We start from the raw sequence: 16427 nt of genomic DNA, 5'->3' as shown, positions 1-16427 counted from the left end.
AAACCAATATGCAGATGATTGTTATATTTTGATTTATAAAACAATGTGTTAAATCTTGGCACCTGTTTTGCTTTTAATTGCATCTCAATAACAATTACACAGGATGTCATATGATGAACACTAAATTAAATCGCACAATAATGGGTCTCACTTTTTTAGGGGTTGCAAGCTTAGGTCTTAGTGGCTGCGTGGTCAATGTTGGAGAGGGAGAATCCCATTGGAAAAATCGCGAATCTTGGGAAAAAGTACAGCATAAAAATCGTAATAATTTAACCCAATTAAGTTTAGGTATGACTAAGGATCAAGTGATGATCATTATGGGAAATGCCGATTTTAGCGAAGCCTATATCCAAAATGGCGATGTTAATAAAGAAGTCATCGTGTTGTTTTATCGCACCCAGCACACTCACAGTGATGGTAAAACAACTAAGGATGAATGCACTCCCATTGTCATCAGTAATAATGCTTTAGTAGGGTGGGGTGAAACGGCATACAGTAAAATTTAGAAACTATTCCCCACTAAAGCATTAAAGATAATTAGGCTTTTCTAAGTTGAGTATCTAACTGTTCAACTAGTTGAGTCCATTTCGCATCAGCTTCTAAGGCCTCAGTAATAAAGTTCTTTTGGGCTTCGGTCCAAAAGGACGCTTCGCTTAAATGTATTTGATGGTCAATCTTATGGTTAGCAATAAACTGAGTAATAGCTTCGGGTTGATTATCTAGACCGAGTTGTTCAAACAAATGGCTTAAATCTACTGGAGTGGTATCCATTGACTTTCCCTATTCAATATATGCGTTAGCTTCTAGGGTATGCGTCTGATGGAAAAATGCAATCTTTGATTAAAATTTGCACTTTTTAGTTTCCTTGATACATTGATTTATACCTATTAAGAGTGTGATCTAAATCAAGGAATTCTACTTATGGACAACCATACCTTGGACGAGTACCGTGCAGTGTATTTGACTGCTGAAGATTTACGGGTTGCCGCTTCCATCCTCTATAACGCTTACCACGATGATCCTTTCTTTGTTGAATCTTTGTTTTCCTCAGATAAAGCTGCCTACGAACAAAAATTACGAGCAGCAATTCGTGAAGAACTCAACTCGTTGTGGCAGCAAAAACAGGCACTGATTGGTCTGTTTGATCAAGAGCGGTTAGTGGGTGTGGTTTGTGTTGTTACTCAAGAAGTCCCATTAGGAGAGGCACGATATTGGCACTGGCGTTTAAAAATGTTGCTCGGAACGGGTTGGCAATCTACTCAATCTATTATGAAAAAAGAATCGAGTATTGTTGAACTCTTGCCAAGTAATCGTTGTGGGATCCTACAATTTATTGCCTTAACGCCAAGCGAACAACATAAAGGTTTAGGGCATCAACTTGTACAAGCCGTTGTTAGCTGGTGCGATGAGCAGCGTGAACTCGATGGTATTGGCGTGTTTGCAGCACAGGAAAGCCATACCCATTTGTTCACTCAGCACGATTTTGTCTCCTTAGGTGAACTGACTATTGGCAGTATCTCAGGACAATTATTATTTTATGCGGGGCAACAAGATGAATGAACGCTTCACTCGTTTTTCTGATTTTGGTTTAGGAAGGATGACGGGGACGTAAAGTGAGAAGCTCATGCTCTTGTGAGAGATCGCTTACAAAGGTTGTAGGATAAAATGTTTTCTTTGTTGATTGTTTTGTAATCACATGTCAGCTAATCTTTTTTAATTCATTTGGTTAGGTTGTTTGCATAGATTTATGGCTGAAATTTTGGTTTGTGAGTGTTCTTTGAGTAGAACAAAAAAATACGTATTAGCGTAGAATTCTCTCATGGCCAAGTTAAATGGATTGCATAGATTGCAGCACAGGCCAAATGGACGCAGGAAGCAATGAATTTTGATTTAAGGATGGATACAGGACACGCTTAGGGATTAAGCATCTACTCGATATAGGATGTATCGAGTCAAGGATAAGTATAAGGGTGAACAGCTTATACTCAATCAGGAAGAGAAATATGCAGGATGCAACAGGACTAAGCCATAGGATATGGTTGGATCCGAAGCAGGATATTCGGTTCAAAGGACTGAGTGTTAAAGGTTTACTTTAAACACAGGGATAAAAAGGGATTCAAGGACGATGCTGGATGCAAACGAACGCATGGATGGTGCAGGGAGCACTCATTAAGCAGGAAGGCTTACAAGGGATAAATGGGGCGCACTGGGTGCGCCCTTTTCTTTTTGTCTTTCTGAATTTTTTCATCGCCTAAAATATTCAAATTGCCTGATTCTGTGTGAGATATCTCTCACATATATGTAAGTTATTTGTAAATCCATAGAAAGAAAAAAACATTTCCTTATTTAAAAGCTGATTTATATTAATGGCTTACAAGTTATTTTTGATTATTTCTTTTATATTGCAATTAACATCATTCTATCTCTATTAAGAAGCAAGAAGTTAGCTAGCGTAGAATTGGCTTTGTAGATGGAAAGACTGCTTATCAGGGATAGATAACTTAGTTGCATAGGGACGGCAATGGCACATGGAGTGCGATTGAAAGGATGCTATTTACCCTATTTCATGGATGATGGTGGAACCGCTCAAGAAAGAGCAAGCTTAGCATAAGGATAGCTAAGAAATAGGAATGTATGTCAATACAGGGAAATATCAGGGATTGATCAGGGATGATGCAGGATGCTCGAATTCGCAAGGATGGTGCAGGGAGCACAATAATAGCAGGATGGCTTAACAGAGAACCAGAGGGTGTGATCTTAGGATCACACCCTTTCTTTTTAGTCAATTGGCCGTCGTTAGTGAATACTTTAGGAAATGACGTTATTTGGATTTGGCAATACTAGGGTTTTAGTGACATTTCCCCGAGTTACACCCACCTTGACTGCCGCAGCCGCCAAACTTGCCTTGTGCAGTGGGGGCTTCATGCCATTCAGGTTCTGGGAATATCGGCCATTCAATTTTTTGAATTTTCTTACCCAACATCCAAATATGACCTCGATATTGATTAATACCATCGGTGCTAAATTCAAATAAGTACTTTGCTTTCCAACAAATTCCTGTGGTTCCACCTAGGCTTGGGCGCGCAGTTTCCATTGCAATTGCCAAAAGTTGAACCTTCTGTCGACAACATTCTTTATCGGCAAAAATACGGCTTAATTCTGCCATTTGACGTAGTTGCCAAAAAAATGCGGCAATGACAACAACCGCAATAATTAACAGTAGATCTGACATCATTTACTTGCTGCCTTAAACAAACCACCGATGGCTTGTGATAGTTGAATGCTTCGATTGGGATTTCTTAATTCACCTAGTAATAGATTGCGTAAACTAGGGATTGCCACAATATCAGCAAAGATCTGATTAAAAAAGGTTTGGGGCTGTAGTGCAAGCGCTTCTAAGTAAATACTGCGACTTAACTCCTGCTTTAGCACAGTCCAATTGCGTCCAGCGATACTTATGAGGGTATTTGCATCTAGGTTAGATCCTTGATGCAAGTGGGCTAACGCTTTTTGACTTAGTTCGCTATTTGATGCTAATGCCCTGAGAAAATACGCTTTATGTTCAGGCTCTGCTGCGGTGAGTTTGTTTAAGATTTTGTTGGCAAGCAAGGGACTAATTTGTACATGTTCTAAGCATTGGCAAAGGGCAATTTGTACTTCAATGGCTGCCGAATCGAAACTGGTGAGTAGTTTTGCTTCATGGTCGAGTTCATTTGCTCGAACGCATACATCTGCAATGCCTTGTATACCAATATGTTGCCATTGACTTGGCGCAATTTGTCCCGATAAATATTGCATGGCAAATTCATATTGAACTGATGCATGCTGCCCTAATTGTTTACGAACTAAGGCGTTAAAGACTGCTAATTTTTCCTGGCTTGGTGTAAAGCTAAAAGGGTTATTTGCAAGATGCTCCTGTTGTTCATTACTCAGTGGTTGAGTTGGATCTTGCCCAAGCGCCGATAATACCATTTCAATAAATTGTGAACGTGGAGCAGGTGAGAGCAACCCTTGTTCATCTAAAGCCAGTTTTAGAAACCAAATAAAGTGTTGCTGACTCGCATCCCAAAACACGATTGCAAATTGTGCATGTCCTTGAATAGGGTAAGGATAGGGCGTAGCAAGGGATTCGATTTGATGGAATGCTAACATATCAATGTGTTGTACCCTACGGCCAAGATCATACACTTGAAATTGGGTTTTTGCGGTCGTTAAAAACTGGCTTAAAGTTGTAATTTCAGTCATTGGGTTGCCATACGGATCAAAAGAGGCTCAATAAATTGGCGACATTATAGGGGGAAGTGAAGCCAGATGGTATGATTGCCGAATTTTAAAGGGGCTGATGGTTCAGTGAACTTTATCATTGCGCTTGATGCTAAATGGAGCTCAATTCTATGTTATATAGCCAAACACAGGCGAAATTAGAACAAATTGCGCAGTGCTTACAGCAATTTGGATTATGGTCGCAAAGATCGCCTTCAGATGAGGCGATGGCAAGCACTGCTCCCTTTGCTTGCGATCTTATGCCCTTAGAGCATTGGCTACAGTTTATTTTTATCCCCCGTATGCAAGCGTTAATTGATGCTGGGCAGCCATTGCCGACAAGCATTGCTATAGCGCCCATGGCACAACATGTATGGCAAGAAATCACTAAATTACAGCCGTTAATTGGGCTATTGAATGAATTGGATATGTTGTTAAATGAACCAAGATAATATGTGGCTTGATATGCCAGATGATGAATTAGATCATGTGGTATTGGATAATACCGATGAGCAAGCGCCCGATATTCGAATCCTCTTTGAAGATGAACATATTGTAGCGATCCATAAACCCGCAGGTTTATTAGTACATCGCAGCTATTTGGCTCGCCGCGAGCGTTTTTTTGCCATGCAGTTAACTCGTGATTTAGTTGGGTGTCATGTGTTCCCTGTGCATCGTTTAGATAGACCAACTTCTGGCGTGTTATTATTTGCCAAGAGCAGTGAAGTTGCTAATGCGTTATGTGAGCAATTTGCTGAGCATTCCATAGAGAAACAGTATCTTGCGCTAGTTCGTGGCAACATGCATGAAAGTGGGATATTGGATTATCCCCTCAAAGTTGAACTTGATGAGCTTGGAGATAAACATGCCCGCCAAGATAAAGCAGCACAGGATGCCGTTACGGCTTTTAAGCCCTTACTCAATGCTGAAATTCCATATCCATCGGGACGATATCCGACGAGCCGCTTTGCATTAGTGCAACTTACCCCAAAGACTGGACGTAAACATCAGCTTAGAAGACACATGGCACATTTACGCCATCCCATTTTAGGAGATACAACCCACGGTGACGGAAAACAAAATACCTTTTTCCGCGAGCATTTCGGCATTAATCGTTTATGGCTTATCGCGAAAAAGCTCACTTTCACGCATCCTGTCACTCAATCTCGACTCAGTATTGAAACCGAGCTTGAACAACAATGGGAAACGGTGTTCACAGGACTTGGCTGGGATGACGTTGTCTTGAGCAATGATGCGCCATTTTTGATCGCTAAAAATTAGCCCATATTTTTGACACTTACTCTCTTGTCTCGCTGAGCTTATCAAGGTTTAGTGTCAATGCTTGCTAAAATATAGGCAAGTTATTAGGGCATTTTGGCTTTTAATGGACGCAGTTTTTGCATCATATTGGCTAAAGTTGAAAAACCTGGCGTAGGGAAGTGAGGAGATTGAAGTTCTTGCTGGGCGGCGTGGAAATAATTTTTGCGTCGAGTATTGGCGGTTTTATGATGTTGTTTGAAGTGTTTTTGCCTAGTGGTCTGTCGCATCAGTTGCCTTCCTCATGCCCAATAACTTGATTTCTTAAAATTTTTTACGCCGTCACTTGCTCTAAAGCCTGAGAATAAAGTAAGTTCAGCTTAATAGAGTTTTATACGCGGGGCGGAGTATATCATGAAAAAGGTCAATTTGGTGTTTGGCACTGTGTATGGAAGTGCACAATTTACCGCCGAAACCTTAGAAAAGGAATTAACGGTTTTAGGTTATAAAGTGAGACTATGGCAACCCAATGAGATTGCAAACTTTATTCCCCCTAAAGATGAAATATTAGTCGTAGTGACCTCCACCACAGGGCAAGGCGATCTACCTGAAGATATCCAACCGTGGTTTTATCATTTAAAGCATACCGCACCTTATTTACCCGAGCTTAAATACAGTGTGATTGCGCTGGGTGATTCTGGTTACGATACCTTTTGTGGTGCTGGTCGGGCTGTCGATGAATTGTTAAGTGAACTTGGCGCTACATCCATAATGGAGCGTTTAGAAATTGATGCCTGTGAGACCATGGAACCCGAGGTTGAAGCAATAAAATGGCTGGAACGCTGGAATCAAGTCGTCAAATCCGAGCTCGTCGCTTAGGTCGGTTTGTCACACAGCAGTGGTTTAAATTTGCTCAGCGCTTAAGTCAGGCGCTGCTCATTCCTATTGCTATTTTACCTGCTGCAGGGATCATGCTCGGCTTAACGGCCACCCCGATTGCTTTTGTCCCCGAAGAGTTAACCATTTTGATGTTGGCAGTGGGTAAATTGATTTTTGCTATTATGCCGATGTTGTTTGCCGTGGCCGTTGCCATTGGGTTTTGTCGTGATCAAGGTATTGCCGCATTCACGGCGGTATTTGGTTATGGCGTGATGACGGCAACATTAGCAGCGTTGGCGGATCTTTACCATTTACCGACTCAAGCGCTGCTGGGAATGGAAACCTTAGATACTGGGATTGCAGGTGGCATGTTGCTCGGCGGCATAACCTGCTTAACGGTGCGAGTGAGCCAATATATTCGATTACCTGCTATTTTCTCCTTCTTTGAAGGACGACGCAGTGCATCTTTACTCATTATTCCATTAGCAATGTGTTTAGGTTACGTGCTTGCCCACATCTGGCCGTCATTATCATTATTGATTGAGCACGTATCCGATTGGGCTGTTTATCAAAAGCCTGCCATGGCTTTCGGTGTCTATGGTACGTTTGAGCGTTTGCTTATTCCCCTTGGGTTGCATCATATTTGGAATGCGCCGTTTTACTTAGAAGTGGGGCAATTTCAGACTCAAGGTACAGACGTTATTCGTGGAGAGGTCGCACGTTATTTAGCAGGCGATCCTCAAGCTGGCAATCTTGCTGGTGGGTATTTGATTAAAATGTGGGGACTACCTGCGGCGGCACTTGCTATGTGGCGTTGTGCCGATAGATCTGAGCGCAATCGTGTGGCGGGTATTATGCTTTCAGCGGCGGCGGCTTGCTGGCTGACAGGTGTGACTGAACCTATCGAATTTGCATTTCTGTTTGTGGCGCCGATCCTCTTTATTATTCATGCTCTGTTATCTGGTTTTGCATATTTTATCTGCATAGTGCTTGATATTCACCATAGCATTGTCTTTTCCCATGGCTTGGTAGACTTTATGCTTTTATTCCCTCTTTCACGTAATACTAGTTGGTTTATTTTTCTTGGACCTTTAACCGCAATAGTATATTACCTATTATTTAGATTGAGCATTGTAGCTTTCAACCTGAAAACGCCTGGTCGATTAGAACCTGAGGATGGGCATAGGAGTAAGGAAAGTTTAAGGGCGATTATTGCCGCATTGGGGGGGCGTGAAAATATTGTTGAACTTAATGCTTGTCTAACAAGGCTGCGCTTAAGTGTTAATCGGCCTGAGCTAGTGAATAAAGTGCGTTTGAGTCAGTTAGGGGCCAAGGGCGTTATTGTGATGGGAAAAGGGGTGCAAGTCGTTTATGGCACTAAAGCTGAAACTTTGCGTAAAGTATTGCAACGCTATATCGATACCCGTCGGTAAACATATCCTATATTTTTAACCGATTGCTTAGTTTTGTATTCGCCAAATTTACGGCTTTAATTTTACGAATTGTTGAATCAATTATCTGAAATGTAGGATTTATTATTTAATTTAATGGCTTTTATGCTGTTTGATTTTATTGGCTGTGGCAAACTCCAAAATAGGGATAATTCAGGAGAGTTCATTTTGCAGTCAATGATCAGTGCCGACGTGGCCAAAACTTCAACCGTGTTAGAACGAAAAATCTTAATGACAGATTGTGCCGATGCCCAAGGCTTAATCGCTAAGATTACAAGTGTTTGTTTTAACCATAAGCTCAATATTATTAAAAACAGCGAGTTTGTGGATAATGCTCAGGGACGTTTTTTTATGCGCACTGAGTTAGAAGGCGTATTCCACAGTGAGCAATTATTGCAGGACTTACGGGATGTGCTGCCAGTACAAAACCACATGACTTTAGTTAGTGCGGGTAAAAAGCGCATTGTGGTGTTAGTGACGAAAGAGGCGCACTGCTTAGGCGATCTATTAATGAAAGCCTATTATGGCGGATTAAGTGTTGATATCGCGGCGGTAGTAGGAAATCACGATGCACTACGCGAACTGGCGGAAAAATTTAATATTCCCTTCCATCTTGTTAGCCATGTTGGTCTTGATAGAACCCAGCATGAGCAAGCATTGCTTGGCGCAGTCGCGCAATATGAACCAGATTATTTGGTATTAGCGAAGTACATGCGAGTACTCACGCCCGATTTTGTTGCACAATATCCAAATCGTATTATCAATATCCACCATTCATTTTTACCTGCTTTTATTGGTGCAGCGCCCTATCGTCAGGCTTGGGAGCGAGGAGTGAAAATTATCGGAGCGACCGCGCACTTTGTGAATAATTGCCTGGATGAAGGCCCCATTATTAAGCAAGACGTTATTCCCGTAGATCATAGCTATAGCGCGCTAGAAATGGCAAGAGCGGGGCGAGATGTGGAGAAGAGTGTACTGAGTAAGGCGCTACAGTTAGTGCTCAATGAACAAGTTGTAGTGTATGGTAATAAAACTATCGTATTTTAAGTTGTTAGTAAGGGGAGAGTATCGGATGTGAGCCGCTACTCATACTCCACGCTTACTTACAGTCATATATCTATTTTTATAATTAAATTGCTTGTGAGGGTGTTACTAGAATTTTTTGACAACTAATCGTAAGTTGTTTATTCCAATGCATTAATCATGGATGGGAGTGATAAATGTCAACTAGTCGAAGTCTTATCGTTGGGATGAAGGATCTCCCAGACAATTTGGATTTATCATGGGCGCAACTCGATGAGCAATTTCGAGTGCAACGAATGAGTAAAGCCTTTTACGTTCGTTGTAAAAGGTCTGCAGCACAAATCATCAATCAACCTATCTCTGAGCTTTTTAGCGCCTTCAACAGTGAACTTTGTGCAAATATTCGACGGCGGCAAAGGCAAGTAATTGGTTTTCAGTTACAAGATGATCAAGGCACTCGATTACATTTTTCATTGCATTTAGTGCCAAATGTTGGTTGGAATTTGATTTTATCTGATTCTAATTTTGAAGATCCACAGATGAAAGAATTGCACTCGGATTACCGACGCGCGATTCAAGCAAGTGATGCGTGGTTGCAACATATTGAAGATGTAATTAAATCTCCTCAAGATGAGGTTTTTAGAGTCGCAGTATCTAAGGCTATCTCCTTAACGGGCAGTCAATACGGATTTATTTTGCTGCACAATGAAAAGTCTGGAGCGTTGACACTGGCTGCGCGTTCTGAATACCCCATCCCTAAGATGAATGAAGCGGATTTTGTAAAAGAGAATTCGCAAGTTTCAGAGCTTGAATGTCGTTTATGGCTTGAATGTGCAAGAAACTACAAACCTATTATTCACAATGATAGGGATAACCTTCCACATCGAGGGGATTTTGCATTTGATCGGTTGCTACTGACAGGGCGTTATATTGCGGTGCCGATTTTATTTCGCACCCGTATGGTCGGATTGGTTTGTGTTATCGGTAGGGAGGAACCTTATACACGCAGTGATGCAAGATCTTTACTCACCTTTGCGAGTATTCTTTGGCATACCATAGAGTTACCTCGATCATTGCGTGCGGTTTCCCGTCAATCCAAAATTATAAAAGCGCAGAAAGAGCAATTATCTCAGTCCTTAACTCAGTTGATTAGTGCGATTTCAGAAGCGCTGGAGCTGAAAGATGCCTATACCGCAGGGCATCAAAAGTCGGTTGCACAGTTAAGTTATCTGATAGGAGAGAAACTTGGCTTAGAACCACAGCGTTTAGAAGGGCTTAAAATTGGTGCATTAGTACATGATATTGGTAAGTTAGCGATTCCATCGCAGATACTAACTAAGCCCTCGCAGCTTTCAAAAGAGGAATATGCGTTAATTCAGACTCATCCACTGCATGGTGCAGAAATCGTTGAGGAGGTGGAATTTCCTTGGCCGATTAAAGAAATGATCTTGCAGCACCATGAGCGGCTGGATGGGTCGGGTTATCCAGCGGGGTTAAAGGATAAAGAGATATTGTACGAAGCCAAAATTATTGCTGTGGCGGATGTTGCGGATTCTATTTTATCCCACAGACCCTATAGGCCTTCTTTGGGATTAAAAAAGATGACCGATGTGCTTAGAGCGGGTAAAGGCACATTATTCGATCCTGAGATTGTTGAAGCTTGCCTTACCATTCTCGTGAATCAAGAGATGAGTATCAGTGATCATATTGGTAGTGTCTTACTTGAGCCTATTATTGAAATTACACTTGACCATGAGCTAGAGGATATACAGCGTTTATTTACTCAGTCGAGTTCGAAAGTTGCGGTTGTATTGGATGAGTCCCGTAATATCGCAGGAGTCGTTACGCTGAACCTACTCGATCACTGGCTTAGCCCTAGATTAGGTACTGCTGCTGAACGTGACTATGATCGTGCTCTTTTACATAAAAAGGCCCATCAAATGATGATGCGCAATGTCCCCATCATTAATGACGTTGCCACAATAGAAGACGCACGAATTCAATTAAATCAATCGAATAGTGATTTTCTTGTTGTGGTTAATAAAATGCAAAGACCATTAGGTGTTATCGGTTGGCGAGAAATCGCTATGGTACGAAATGCGATCAATGAGTTTGAGCGTTTAATATAAAAGCTAATATTTTGCATGAAAAAAGATGCCATAAGGCATCTTTTTTGTCGCAAGCGGTTGAGTATAGTGCTAATCCACTATGCGTAATAACTCGTTGATACCCACTTTTCCGCGGGTTTTTGCATCCACTTTCTTAACGATAATCGCAGCATACAGGCTGTACTTGCCACAGGCTGAGGGTAGATTGCCAGAGACAACCACAGAGCCCGCAGGTACACGGCCATAATGCACTTCGCCAGTTTCGCGATCGTAAATTCGAGTGCTTTGGCCGATATACACGCCCATAGAAATCACTGAGCCTTCTTCAACTACTACGCCTTCAACAATCTCAGAGCGCGCGCCGATAAAGCAGTTATCTTCAATGATGGTCGGCCCAGCTTGCAATGGCTCAAGTACCCCACCAATGCCTACTCCACCGGATAAATGCACGTTTTTACCGATTTGTGCACATGAGCCAACTGTCGCCCAAGTGTCAACCATAGTGCCTTCATCAACATAGGCACCTAAGTTCACATAGGATGGCATCAACACTGTGTTTTTACCGATAAATGAGCCTTTACGTACTGTCGCCGAAGGCACTACACGAATGGCTTCGGCTTTAAAGCGGGCTTCATCGTACTCGGCAAATTTTAACGGCACTTTGTCGAAGTATTTGGTTTCTGCGCCATCGATAACCGCATTATCGAAAATACGGAAGGACAGTAATACTGCCTTTTTCAGCCATTGGTGCACATGCCATTGGCCGTCGATTTTCTCGGCGACACGGACTTCACCTTTGTCGAGCATATTGATGACATGTTGCACATCGCTACGCACATTGGCGTCGACTGTACTTGGTGTGATGTCGGCGCGCGCTTCAAAAGCCGCCTCAATACGTTGGCGTAAAGCCTCCATTTACTTCTCCCTCTGGTTTAGTTAATTAAACTGATTCGGTATTGTTTGCGCTTAGCGCACTGATTAACGCTTCCCTAAGGGTATTCTCTTGGGTTGCGTTTAGTTGTAGCCCATCATTAGTCTGCAACATAAAAAAATCTTCTGCTCGTTCGCCAATAGTAGTGATCTTAGCGGCGAGTAACGTGATATTGCAGCGGTAAAAAATATCACCCACTTTAGCCAATAATCCAGGTGAATCTAAGGCGATAAGTTCCATCATACTTGTACCATGACGGCTGCTTTCGAGAAAACTGACTTGCGTTGGGACATGAAAAGGTTTCATTTTACGCGACAGTTTTCTAAAACGCGGTAGTTTGGGATTATCGCTCGAAAGGGCCTTCTCAAGGGCTTTACGGATACTTTGGATGCGTGAAAGCTGGCTTACTGGCTCACCATCCTGTTCTAAGATCACAAAGGTATCGAGGGCATAGTTATCTTTTGAGGTCATGATGTTGGCATCATGGACGTTGATATTTTTATTGTCGAGCACCGCCATCACGGTTGCGAACAATTTTGGCCTATCTTGGCAATAGACAAATAACTCAGTGCCGCCACGGGTGGTGTGTTTAGACACTAAGACTAAGGGCTCATCCTGTTGTTTGTGCTTCAAAATCGCTTCGGCGTGCCATGCGACTTGATTGGGCTGGTGGCGTAAAAAGTAATCCGCCTTAAAGCGCTGCCACAGGGTATCTAAGTCTTTTTCTTTTAATCCGCGGCGCAGTAGCTCTTTTTTTGCCTTGGCCTGATATTCACGCACTCTGGCACGAATATCGACGGGTTTTTCTTTACCACGGGCGAGCACTCTTTGGGTTGAAAAGTACAAATCGCGTAACAGTGAGCCTTTCCAGTTATTCCAGGTTTTTTCGTTGGTGGCGCAGATATCGGCGACGGTTAAGCAGTACAGATAACTTAAATGCACAGCATCACGGACCTTGTTAGCAAAGTCGGCCACCACATCGGGATCGGAAATATCCCTGCGCTGGGCAGTAACTGACATCACCAGATGATTCTCAACCAGCCAAGCCACTAAACGGCCATCGTGATCATTTAACCCGTGCAGCTTACAAAAGGCGAGGGCGTCGCTTGAGCCAAGTTTACTGTGGTCGCCGCCGCGGCCTTTAGCAATATCGTGGAAGATAGCGCCTAATACGAGTAAGCCCTTTTTCGGCAATTGGTTGATCAGAATCGAGCCTAAGGGAAATTCTTCCTTTTGTTCTGGCTGCGAAAAACGCTCGATATTCAGCAGTAATCTGTGGGTATGTTCATCCACCGTATAAGCATGAAACAGGTCGAACTGCATCTGGCCTTCAATATTTCGCCATGCGGGTAAATAGGCCGATAACACACCGTGTTTATGCATTAAGGATAAGGCGACTATCCCGCGAGGGTGGCGCAGAATTTCCATAAAGGCTTGGCGACAAAGCGGGTTTTCTTGTAATGCTTGAGATTGTGCGCGTCTTGCACGGCGCAGCGAACGCAGCGTTGGTGCATAAATGCCTTTGATGTTGGAGTTTTTAGCGACTAACAAAAACAGCCGGACAATTTCTTCGCCGCTATCGAACAGATCATCGCTTAGCGCTTCAATAAAAGTGCCGCGGCGCTGGTAGTGTTTATCTATCGATTGAATTTCTAAAGCTTTTGTGTGCCCCAGTGTTGCCCGTTTAAATAGCTGCAGCAACATTTCGTTCAGCTCCATCACTCGGCGTACCGTGCGATAGTAACGTTTCATCATTTGCTCAACAGCAAGCTGGGTGGCGTCTTCATACCCCATGAGTTCGGCAACTTGGCGCTGTACATCAAAGAGTAAGCGATTTTCATCGCGACCGACCACCATGTGCAGGGCAAAGCGTAACTTCCACAAAAAGTGCTGACATTCGAGCAGCTCTTCTAATTCACCAGGCTCTAAAAAGTCGTATTGGACTAATTCTTCGAGGCGAGCGGCACCAAAGTGACGCATAGCCACCCAAGCAATGGTTTGAATATCCCTAAGGCCACCGGGACAACTCTTGATATTGGGTTCTAAATCGAAGGCACTGGCTCTGGCATGGCGGGCATTTTGCTCATCCCGTTTGGCGATAAAAAAATCGCTTGAAGTCCAAAAGTCACTCTGACGAATCGCATCATAAAGTTGATCGAATAAAAATTCGGGCCCTTCGAGCAATCGTGCCTCTAACAGATTGGTGGCTATGGTGATGTCTTCACGGCCGAGGATAATCGTGTCGTTTAACGTACGGACACTGTGGCCGATTTCCAGATTGGCATCCCACAGAAAGGCAATAAACTGACTGAGTGCCGCTTCGGCAGCGGGTGACAAGATATCATTAAACAGGAACAGCAAGTCGACATCTGAGTGGGGATGCAGCTCCCCACGGCCATAGCCGCCCACGGCAATCAGGGCAATATCATATTCTCTTAGACCGTGCTGTTCCCAAGCTTGCTTTACAAGGGCATCGACAAATTGACAGCGCTGCGTGACGAGCTCTTCAATCGGGGTTTTAGCCTTAAAACTGGCCAAAAGAATCTGATTCTGTTCGATTAATGAGTGTTTTGCGATCTGCGCTGTATTCATCGAGGTCCTTGTTTGGATTATTTTAGTGATTGATAAATCTTGGGAAGTCTTCTTCCTCACGCAGGGTGAGTACTTCAACCCCTTTTTCAGTCACAAGTAAAGTATGTTCCCACTGGGCGGAGTTTTTACCATCAGAGGTGGTAACGGTCCAATTATCCTTACGATCTAGCACTGTGGTGTGTCGACCTGCGTTGATCATCGGCTCAATAGTAAAGCACATGCCTGGGCGCAATATTGTGTTGTCGCCGTTACGATAATGCATGACTTGGGGTTCTTCATGGAAACCCGCACCAATACCGTGGCCACAATAATCTTGCACGATGGAATATTTCTCAAGGCCTGTTTTGCTGGCTTTGATGAATTTTTCGATAGTATTGCCAATTTCACCCAATTTTAAGCCTGGACGTACTTTACGAATGGCAAGATACAGGCTTTCTTGGGCAATACGACATAAACGCTTATCTTTTGGGCTGACGTCACCAATTAAAAACATCATCGAGGTGTCGCCGTGATAGCCATCTTTAATCACTGTGATATCGATATTGAGAATATCGCCATCTTTCAATGGGGGATTGTCAGCGGGAATACCGTGGCAAATCACATTATTGACCGAAGTACAAATTGATTTTGGAAAACCATGGTAGTTGAGCGGGGCAGAAATCGCACCTTGCTCTTCGGTATATTTTGCGCAGATATCGTTCAGTTCATTTGTGGTCACACCCGCTTTAACATAAGGCGCGATCATTTCTAAAACCTGTGCGGCAAGCTTTCCGGCGGCACGCATTTTTTCGATTTCTTCAGCTGTCTTGATGACTATACTCATTGCGTTTTCTCTTGTGTCTTCGAAGTCTATTGGCTACGCAAACCCTATGCAAAAATTTGTGCTTTAAGGCTATTTATGGTATAAAGCGCGCCGTTATGTTTAAGTCTTGATGAATTGTCCAAGCCAGATTTTGGTCTGATTTGATGGTGGCAAGACTAAAGATGGCGGCCATTATACATGGCAAATTGTCTAAATACTAAATCACACACGTGTCGACACATTCTTCGGGGTGCCCTCAGCTGTTAACTGCGGGGTCGAAGACATGGGATACGTGGAGGTCTAACCCCCTAAATTTTAAGGTAATAGAAATGACTACAGTTTCAATGCGCGATATGCTCCAGGCCGGTGTCCACTTCGGTCACCAAACCCGTTACTGGAACCCAAAAATGAAGCCATTCATTTTCGGTGCTCGCAACGGCGTTCACATCATCAACCTAGAGCATACTGTGCCAATGTTCAATGAAGCCCTTGCTTTCATCAGCAACGTTGCTTCAAAGAAAGGTAAAGTATTATTCGTTGGTACTAAACGTGCTGCTGGCGAAGCGATCAAAGAAGCCGCAATCTCTTGTGATCAGTACTATGTCGATCACCGCTGGTTAGGCGGTATGCTGACTAACTGGAAAACCGTTCGTCAGTCAATCAAACGTCTGAAAGAACTGGAAAGCCAATCAGTAGATGGTACTTTCGACAAGCTGACCAAGAAAGAAGCGCTGATGCGTACTCGTGAGCTTGAAAAGCTGGAAAAATCTTTAGGCGGTATTAAAAACATGGGCGGCCTGCCAGACGTATTATTCGTTATCGGCGCTGACCATGAGCATATCGCTATTAAAGAAGCTAACAACCTGGGTATCCCTGTTGTTGCAGTTGTTGATACTAACTCTGCGCCAGATGGTGTTAACTACATCGTTCCTGGTAACGACGACGCGATGCGTGCTATTCGCCTGTACACTACTTCTGTAGCTGCTGCTGCTAAAGCTGGCCGTGGTCAAGATCTGGCTGTTCAAGCTGAGCAAGATGGTTTCGTAGAAGCCGAATAATAATAAGGTGGGATGATTATCATCACCCTTATTAACCAAGATTTTTGATTGGTTAACAGGGGC

Annotated in this window: 17 protein-coding genes; 10 read left to right on the top strand and 7 right to left on the bottom strand. The window is 43.2% G+C overall.

Translation table 11 applies throughout. The features are described 5' to 3' along the window. The first annotated feature begins 110 nt into the window (after window positions 1-110). Window positions 111-506: a DUF3192 domain-containing protein gene (locus tag SPUTW3181_RS14440; RefSeq protein ID WP_011790043.1), complete on the top strand. Its 396-nt coding sequence runs from the start codon at window positions 111-113 to the stop codon at window positions 504-506. Window positions 507-537: 31 nt separating this feature from the next. Here SPUTW3181_RS14440 and SPUTW3181_RS14435 read toward each other — a convergent pair whose 3' ends face one another. Then, window positions 538-771, bottom strand: a complete 234-nt coding sequence (locus SPUTW3181_RS14435; protein ID WP_011790042.1) for a DUF2789 domain-containing protein — start codon at window positions 769-771, stop codon at window positions 538-540. Window positions 772-921: 150 nt separating this feature from the next. Between SPUTW3181_RS14435 and SPUTW3181_RS14430 the strand changes: the two genes are divergently transcribed. Together SPUTW3181_RS14430 and SPUTW3181_RS22245 are read left to right on the top strand one after the other, a co-directional pair. After that, complete coding sequence (locus SPUTW3181_RS14430) at window positions 922-1560, top strand: GNAT family N-acetyltransferase (protein ID WP_011790041.1); 639 nt, start codon at window positions 922-924, stop codon at window positions 1558-1560. A 572-nt stretch (window positions 1561-2132) separates the two neighbouring features. Continuing rightward, window positions 2133-2255: a hypothetical protein gene (locus SPUTW3181_RS22245; RefSeq protein WP_262917222.1), complete on the top strand. Its 123-nt coding sequence runs from the start codon at window positions 2133-2135 to the stop codon at window positions 2253-2255. A gap of 593 nt (window positions 2256-2848) precedes the next feature. On the opposite strand, the gene SPUTW3181_RS14425 is transcribed toward SPUTW3181_RS22245, so the two are convergent. Beyond that, complete coding sequence (locus SPUTW3181_RS14425) at window positions 2849-3235, bottom strand: DUF3301 domain-containing protein (RefSeq protein ID WP_011790040.1); 387 nt, start codon at window positions 3233-3235, stop codon at window positions 2849-2851. Further along, window positions 3232-4245 (bottom strand): DUF3549 family protein, encoded by a 1014-nt coding sequence (locus SPUTW3181_RS14420; protein WP_011790039.1) that lies wholly within the window; start codon window positions 4243-4245, stop codon window positions 3232-3234. Before SPUTW3181_RS14420 ends, SPUTW3181_RS14425 begins: the two co-directional genes overlap by 4 nt. A 149-nt stretch (window positions 4246-4394) precedes the next feature. Between SPUTW3181_RS14420 and SPUTW3181_RS14415 the strand changes: the two genes are divergently transcribed. Continuing rightward, window positions 4395-4715: a YqcC family protein gene (locus SPUTW3181_RS14415; protein WP_011790038.1), complete on the top strand. Its 321-nt coding sequence runs from the start codon at window positions 4395-4397 to the stop codon at window positions 4713-4715. Then, window positions 4702-5544 (top strand): tRNA pseudouridine(65) synthase TruC, encoded by an 843-nt coding sequence (gene truC, locus SPUTW3181_RS14410; protein WP_011790037.1) that lies wholly within the window; start codon window positions 4702-4704, stop codon window positions 5542-5544. The genes SPUTW3181_RS14415 and truC overlap by 14 nt, the downstream gene beginning before the upstream one ends. Window positions 5545-5627: 83 nt before the next feature. Here the strand turns inward: truC and SPUTW3181_RS14405 are convergent, their stop codons facing one another. Further along, entirely contained in the window at window positions 5628-5810 is a 183-nt protein-coding gene (locus SPUTW3181_RS14405) for a hypothetical protein (RefSeq protein WP_011790036.1), read from the bottom strand. Window positions 5811-5934: 124 nt separating this feature from the next. Here SPUTW3181_RS14405 and SPUTW3181_RS14400 point away from each other — a divergent pair, with 124 nt between their 5' ends. The 4 genes from SPUTW3181_RS14400 to SPUTW3181_RS14385 all read left to right on the top strand — a co-directional run bounded on the left by SPUTW3181_RS14400 (window position 5935) and on the right by SPUTW3181_RS14385 (window position 11002). Continuing rightward, window positions 5935-6399, top strand: coding sequence for a flavodoxin (locus tag SPUTW3181_RS14400; protein ID WP_011790035.1), 465 nt, complete (start codon window positions 5935-5937; stop codon window positions 6397-6399). Continuing rightward, the gene (locus SPUTW3181_RS14395) at window positions 6351-7832 is read left to right on the top strand and encodes a PTS transporter subunit EIIC (RefSeq protein WP_011790034.1); all 1482 of its coding nucleotides are present in this window, start codon (window positions 6351-6353) and stop codon (window positions 7830-7832) included. Before SPUTW3181_RS14400 ends, SPUTW3181_RS14395 begins: the two co-directional genes overlap by 49 nt. A 195-nt stretch (window positions 7833-8027) precedes the next feature. After that, the gene (gene purU, locus SPUTW3181_RS14390; protein WP_049824089.1) at window positions 8028-8897 is read left to right on the top strand and encodes a formyltetrahydrofolate deformylase; all 870 of its coding nucleotides are present in this window, start codon (window positions 8028-8030) and stop codon (window positions 8895-8897) included. Between the two features lie 173 nt (window positions 8898-9070). Then, window positions 9071-11002 (top strand): HD domain-containing phosphohydrolase, encoded by a 1932-nt coding sequence (locus SPUTW3181_RS14385; RefSeq protein ID WP_011790032.1) that lies wholly within the window; start codon window positions 9071-9073, stop codon window positions 11000-11002. Between the two features lie 69 nt (window positions 11003-11071). Here SPUTW3181_RS14385 and dapD read toward each other — a convergent pair whose 3' ends face one another. Genes dapD through map form a run of 3 tightly spaced genes read right to left on the bottom strand, consistent with a single transcriptional unit; the run spans window position 11072 to window position 15327 of the window. Beyond that, on the bottom strand, window positions 11072-11896 hold the full coding sequence (dapD, locus tag SPUTW3181_RS14380) for a 2,3,4,5-tetrahydropyridine-2,6-dicarboxylate N-succinyltransferase (protein WP_011790031.1): 825 nt from the start codon (window positions 11894-11896) through the stop codon (window positions 11072-11074). Between the two features lie 25 nt (window positions 11897-11921). Then, window positions 11922-14522, bottom strand: coding sequence for a bifunctional uridylyltransferase/uridylyl-removing protein GlnD (gene glnD, locus SPUTW3181_RS14375; RefSeq protein ID WP_258555074.1), 2601 nt, complete (start codon window positions 14520-14522; stop codon window positions 11922-11924). A 4-nt stretch (window positions 14523-14526) separates the two neighbouring features. Then, window positions 14527-15327, bottom strand: a complete 801-nt coding sequence (map, locus tag SPUTW3181_RS14370) for a type I methionyl aminopeptidase (protein WP_011790029.1) — start codon at window positions 15325-15327, stop codon at window positions 14527-14529. A 308-nt stretch (window positions 15328-15635) separates the two neighbouring features. Here map and rpsB point away from each other — a divergent pair, with 308 nt between their 5' ends. Beyond that, complete coding sequence (gene rpsB / locus SPUTW3181_RS14365; protein WP_011790028.1) at window positions 15636-16364, top strand: 30S ribosomal protein S2; 729 nt, start codon at window positions 15636-15638, stop codon at window positions 16362-16364. Window positions 16365-16427 lie beyond the last annotated feature (63 nt).

It is taken from the genome of Shewanella sp. W3-18-1 (assembly GCF_000015185.1).
In the GTDB taxonomy this organism is placed as follows: domain Bacteria; phylum Pseudomonadota; class Gammaproteobacteria; order Enterobacterales; family Shewanellaceae; genus Shewanella; species Shewanella putrefaciens.
The sequence above is the reverse complement of the archived record's forward strand: the minus strand, read 5'-3'. Positions and strand labels throughout refer to the sequence as shown.

Excerpts from the sequence above, each read along its gene's own strand:
- truC (WP_011790037.1), top strand. The coding sequence starts at position 4,702 with ATGAACCAAGATAATATGTGGCTTGATATGCCAGATGATGAATTAGAT.
- purU (WP_049824089.1), top strand. The coding sequence starts at position 8,028 with ATGATCAGTGCCGACGTGGCCAAAACTTCAACCGTGTTAGAACGAAAA.
- dapD (WP_011790031.1), bottom strand. The coding sequence starts at position 11,896 with ATGGAGGCTTTACGCCAACGTATTGAGGCGGCTTTTGAAGCGCGCGCC.
- SPUTW3181_RS14400 (WP_011790035.1), top strand. The coding sequence starts at position 5,935 with ATGAAAAAGGTCAATTTGGTGTTTGGCACTGTGTATGGAAGTGCACAA.
- map (WP_011790029.1), bottom strand. The coding sequence starts at position 15,327 with ATGAGTATAGTCATCAAGACAGCTGAAGAAATCGAAAAAATGCGTGCC.
- SPUTW3181_RS14405 (WP_011790036.1), bottom strand. The coding sequence starts at position 5,810 with ATGCGACAGACCACTAGGCAAAAACACTTCAAACAACATCATAAAACC.
- SPUTW3181_RS14385 (WP_011790032.1), top strand. The coding sequence starts at position 9,071 with ATGTCAACTAGTCGAAGTCTTATCGTTGGGATGAAGGATCTCCCAGAC.
- SPUTW3181_RS14415 (WP_011790038.1), top strand. The coding sequence starts at position 4,395 with ATGTTATATAGCCAAACACAGGCGAAATTAGAACAAATTGCGCAGTGC.
- SPUTW3181_RS14440 (WP_011790043.1), top strand. The coding sequence starts at position 111 with ATGATGAACACTAAATTAAATCGCACAATAATGGGTCTCACTTTTTTA.
- SPUTW3181_RS14435 (WP_011790042.1), bottom strand. The coding sequence starts at position 771 with ATGGATACCACTCCAGTAGATTTAAGCCATTTGTTTGAACAACTCGGT.
- SPUTW3181_RS14430 (WP_011790041.1), top strand. The coding sequence starts at position 922 with ATGGACAACCATACCTTGGACGAGTACCGTGCAGTGTATTTGACTGCT.
- rpsB (WP_011790028.1), top strand. The coding sequence starts at position 15,636 with ATGACTACAGTTTCAATGCGCGATATGCTCCAGGCCGGTGTCCACTTC.
- SPUTW3181_RS22245 (WP_262917222.1), top strand. The coding sequence starts at position 2,133 with ATGCAAACGAACGCATGGATGGTGCAGGGAGCACTCATTAAGCAGGAA.
- SPUTW3181_RS14425 (WP_011790040.1), bottom strand. The coding sequence starts at position 3,235 with ATGATGTCAGATCTACTGTTAATTATTGCGGTTGTTGTCATTGCCGCA.
- SPUTW3181_RS14420 (WP_011790039.1), bottom strand. The coding sequence starts at position 4,245 with ATGACTGAAATTACAACTTTAAGCCAGTTTTTAACGACCGCAAAAACC.
- SPUTW3181_RS14395 (WP_011790034.1), top strand. The coding sequence starts at position 6,351 with ATGGCTGGAACGCTGGAATCAAGTCGTCAAATCCGAGCTCGTCGCTTA.